We start from the raw sequence: 4,562 nt of genomic DNA, 5'->3' as shown, positions 1-4,562 counted from the left end.
GGGGTGTATCCTGTGAGGGTCGGGATACATCCCACAAAGGTTGGGGTGTATCCTGTGAGGGTCGGGATACATCCCACAAAGGTTGGGGTGTATCCTGTGAGGGTCGGGATACATCCCACAAAGGTTGGGGTGTATCCCATGAGGGGTGGGATACATCCCACAAAGGTTGGGGTGTATCCCGTGAGGGGTGGGATACATCCCACAAAGGTTGGGGTGTATCCCGTGAGGGGTGGGATACATCCCACAAAGGTTGGGGTGCGTCTTATGATGACCAAGACGTATCCCATGAGGGGTGGAGTGTATCCCGTGAGGGGTGGGATACATTCCATAGAAGCTAGGGTGCATCCTATATAGGTTGGGGTGCACCCTATAGGTTAGGTATATTCCGTGAAAAGATAGAGATAGCCAAGGATGTATGTTTTTTGTATTCTATACCGATTGGCTGTTGCATTTTCTACGGATACTCATCTTACCTCTTCAATCTTTAAAATGATTGTATGACAAGGTTAGCGAGTCGATATCATAATCAGCGAGTCCATATAGTAAAAAGAAAATGAAAAATCTACAACAATTTGGATATTTGGGTACCGTGATGTGGTCTTTTTTTGATTTTATTCTGTCTGTATAAATTTTAAAGATATGTTCTTACAAAATGCTCATCTTGAAAATTGCAAAAAGAAATATAATGAAACAGTATACAAGAGAGAAGGCGTTTAATAATTATTATTTTATAGAGTAAGATATCATTTATAAATATGTTTTATGAAAAATATAATTAAGTATATTTTATATCGTTATATAAACGTAATATTTTTATAAAAATTTTTTATTTTTCTCAAAATAGAGTTTTAATGAGAAGAATAAGTTTAAAAAACTGCTGATCGTTTCATAAAGCGGTAAGATGACACCATCTATTCGATAGATTTGAACAGATAAAGAATATTGCATACAGATCTACAAGAAACTACAATTTTTTATATTTTACTAAGAGTAAAGATAGTTCAATGAAAATGATTTTTGGTGAAGCACTTACCAATGAGGGGGGGATTCGTAGGGGAGCCGGAGGGTTGTTGTTGGTGCTGGAGGGTTGTTGTTAGCGCCGGAGAGTCGTTGTTAGCGCCGGAGAGTCGTTGGTGCCCGAGGGTCGTTGTTGGTGCCCGAATAATAAAGCGACTTTTGGGGCGCTCAATATTGTTCAGTTTGTTATCAGTCAGAATAATTTCTTATGAGGAGACTGTGGGTGAGGTGGCTTTCAGTGGTGTCTTGTTGTGCGGGTGGGGTGATTTTGGGGTTGGGGCGGATGCGTGGTTTTCAGTGGAAGGTTATCGATGGAGGTGGTGGAAGTAGTCTTCAATGAATTTTCGGGTATGTTTTGCTGTTTTCTGGTCCATTTTTGGGTGTTGATCCTTCTCTATCAATCGGGTTTTATACGGATTCATGTTTTAGTGTATGGGGGTATCGTTGGTATGGTTGGTTGTGTGAAACATTATGACTATTCAGTAATTATCTGGGAAAGGAAATTATCTCAAGCGGGGGATTATTCGGAATGTTTATGGTTTGCATATCCCCAATGAAATGCCAATAAGTCTAAACAATCTCGTAAATGGTCTGCAAGTGAGTTTTGTTTCCGTTTTGAGGTGCTTAAATCTTTGATTGCTTGATCATACCCAATAACCTTCTCCATAAGGGAATAGCCAAGAATACCAAGGTGGATTTTAATCGTTTTTAAATGATTAGATGCCTCTATTTGGCGTTCAATAGGATGTATGTAACCTTGGCTGCACGCAACCTTTTCACGCGTATAATCATAACTCATATGGAGGTCAGACTGACTTTGGCGCCAATAAATATAAAAGCGTTCTGCTGCCTTATATTGTGCTTTACTGATATGCCCTTTCGCGTATAAAAGCGCAATAGGGCGGCTTTGTGCATTGGCAATAGCTTTGATTTTTCGTGGGTTGCTCCAGCTTTCCGGGTGGGTTGGCTGAAAATAAGGATTGCTCGTTTCAACAAATATTTCTTGCGTTTTTAAGTGACCAATCTTCTGGTTCTCTTCACCGTTTTGGGAGAAAAGAGAAATTTGTATCTTTCTTTTATTTTTATGGTTCATATCATCTCCTCAAAAATAATAGTTTTGTTCTCTCTTTTAAAAATGAGACGTCCTTCATGTAGGGTTATGAAAAGAAAATTCTTATACGTGCTCTTTTAGGTAGATGGAGACATCAAAGTAATTTGTGATTTGTTGGGATGTTGTCTGTATTTATTGGTGAGGGATAGGGGGTGCGTTTTGTAGGTGGTTTTTGAGAGTGGTGGTGTTTTTGTTTAGGTATTCAAGATAACGACGTGACGTTAAAGAGTATTCAGAAGAGCAGCGATAACGATAGGTTTTCTGGTCAAACCAAAGACCAATTTTACCTTCAAAATCACCTGAACGTTGTTTCGCAATATTGATGATAACGCCAGGACGTTTTGCTAAATCTGCTTTTTCTTCTCCGCGCGATGCAGCACAAATTTTATCTTCTAATAATCGATTACGCCAAAGAGTGATAATATTAAAAGCATTCGCACCAATTTCTGATGCTCCTTTAATATCTTCAGTTCCAGGGATATCCAAACCACCTTTACGGGCATGGGCAACAAGATGAATGTGTACATTGTTCAAAATCGCCCAATCAACCATTTTATAAACGGCTTGTTCTTGTTTGGCATAATCATCAGAAGTAATGCCTAGCCGCATTAAACTATCGATAATAAATTGATCGCAGCCATAGCGTGCACGGCAATAGTCAAACACTTCTAATAATGCGTCAACACTCGATTTGCCAACATGTTCATAAAGAATAAGCCCATCGTCTAAAAAATGAAGAATCCGTTCAATCATCTCTCTTGTGGGTTGCTCGATACCTCCCGTTTGTTTCGTGAGACGGCGTAGAGATTGTTCTCCTTTCATTTCTAGAGAAGCTAAACAAAGACGACTCTTTTGAGAAATCCAATGGGGAATACAGTCTGATAACAGTTGACTCTTTCCAACACCACTCGCGCCACTCCATAGCGTTAACTCCGCTGGGCGGAAATATAGTTTGCCATGAAGTTTAGGGTAGGGAACCGTATAGCCAATATGCTGTTCAGTTTTTGGCCAAAATAACCCTATAACTTGCTCTTTATATTCTGAGGCCCGTCGTAATCCTTTGGGTGCAAAGCTTTTTGCTGATGAAAAAGAGGCTGCCATGGTGCTTGCATCAATCCCAGCAGTTAAGCAGTCATTCGCATCTTTGCGGGGAAGATGTACACGGTAACAACGGTGGAAACCAAGCCTACTAGCGATTTCACGTGCTGCTTCTTCACCCGGTTTATCCATATCGGTAGCTAGAAAAATCGTTTCAAAAGGCTCTAAATGATCAAATTCATTTTCAATCCAATTGTGCTTTCCTCCACTTCCTCCTCCAAAAGGTACGGAAACTGCCGGATATCCGTAGGCCGCTAAGGAAAGTGCATCAATTTCTCCTTCAGTGATGACAATTGTACGGTTTGTCGAAGAAAAAGCCTGTTTTGTAGGAAAAAGTGTGAGGTCTATGGCTGGGGCAGGTACTTGGTCTGCGGTGGGGCTGTGCGCTGTTGTTGTGGCAGATGCGAGGTTTGCGGTAGGGCTGTGCGCTATGGCTGGGGCAGATGCGAGATCTGCGGTAGGGCTGTGCGCTGTTGTTGTGGCAGATGCGAGGTTTGCGGTAGGGCTGTGCGCTATGGCTGGGGCAGATGCGAGATCTGCGGTAGGGCTGTGCGCTATGGCTGGGGCAGATGCGAGGTTTGCGGTAGGGCTGTGCGCTGTGGCAGGGGCAGGTGCGAGATCTGCCGTGGGGCTGTGCGCTGTGGCAGGGGCAGGTGCTTGGTTTGCGGTGGGGCTGTGCGCTGTGGCAGGGGCAGATGCTTGGTCTGTGGCTGGGGTAGGTGCTTGATTTGCAGTGCAGAGAGCTTGCCAGCCAAACAAAATTGGTTCGCATTGCGCTGTAGTCGGTTTTGTTTTTGCTCCCGCTTGTGCTAAACGTTCTTTTACCAAAGCAAGAGTGCCATCGGGCTTATAGAAGGGAAAAATAATTTTTCCGCCATCTTCTCCTATGCGGTAGCGCTGTAAAATCTCAAGTGGAATGCAACGCTCTTTGTTTAAGTAAGTTTTTACTAAATTTTGTGGGGTACTGCCTGTGGGAACTGGTGGGCGTCGATAGGAACGGTAGGGCGCCATAAAGGGTTTGGGACGTGCTAAATTGAGAGTGGCACGCGCTTCTTCTAAGGCTTGAGAAAGGCTGATCTTTTTAACTTCACACCAAAGGTCTAAAAGGTCTCCACCTCTTCCTTCTGCAAAATCATACCAAAGACCAGCTTTACTGCCGCTCAAGCAGACCGATAAACTTTGTCCAGATTCACCACGCGTGTTGCCTATAATCCAATTATTTCCACGGATGCTTCCTTGTGGAAGAAGCATTTCCACGATCATCCTTGCTTGTGATGAAAGCTTCTGTTTGATCTCAAAAATTGTGCTCATGTTTATTCGTCGTTGTAGTTGATAA

Annotated in this window: 3 protein-coding genes; 1 reads left to right on the top strand and 2 read right to left on the bottom strand. The window is 42.8% G+C overall.

Annotated features, from left to right (window positions below):
• Positions 1 to 354 (top strand): ribosomal eL19 family protein (locus ABID39_RS07595; protein WP_354187539.1); only part of this gene is annotated, 354 nt, incomplete at its 5' end.
• Between the two features lie 1,183 nt (positions 355 to 1,537).
• Here ABID39_RS07595 and ABID39_RS07590 read toward each other — a convergent pair.
• Together ABID39_RS07590 and ABID39_RS07585 are read right to left on the bottom strand one after the other, a co-directional pair.
• Positions 1,538 to 2,110 (bottom strand): hypothetical protein, encoded by a 573-nt coding sequence (locus tag ABID39_RS07590; protein WP_354187537.1) that lies wholly within the window; start codon positions 2,108 to 2,110, stop codon positions 1,538 to 1,540.
• Between the two features lie 150 nt (positions 2,111 to 2,260).
• Positions 2,261 to 4,537: a toprim domain-containing protein gene (locus ABID39_RS07585; protein ID WP_354187541.1), complete on the bottom strand. Its 2,277-nt coding sequence runs from the start codon at positions 4,535 to 4,537 to the stop codon at positions 2,261 to 2,263.
• Positions 4,538 to 4,562 lie beyond the last annotated feature (25 nt).

This window comes from Bartonella japonica (assembly GCF_040545385.1).
In the GTDB taxonomy this organism is placed as follows: Bacteria; Pseudomonadota; Alphaproteobacteria; order Rhizobiales; family Rhizobiaceae; genus Bartonella; species Bartonella japonica.
The sequence above is the reverse complement of the archived record's forward strand: the minus strand, read 5'-3'. Positions and strand labels throughout refer to the sequence as shown.

Bases quoted from the DNA above. Each gene is read 5' to 3' on its own strand.
- ABID39_RS07590 (WP_354187537.1), bottom strand. From the start codon at position 2,110: ATGAACCATAAAAATAAAAGAAAGATACAAATTTCTCTTTTCTCCCAA.
- ABID39_RS07585 (WP_354187541.1), bottom strand. From the start codon at position 4,537: ATGAGCACAATTTTTGAGATCAAACAGAAGCTTTCATCACAAGCAAGG.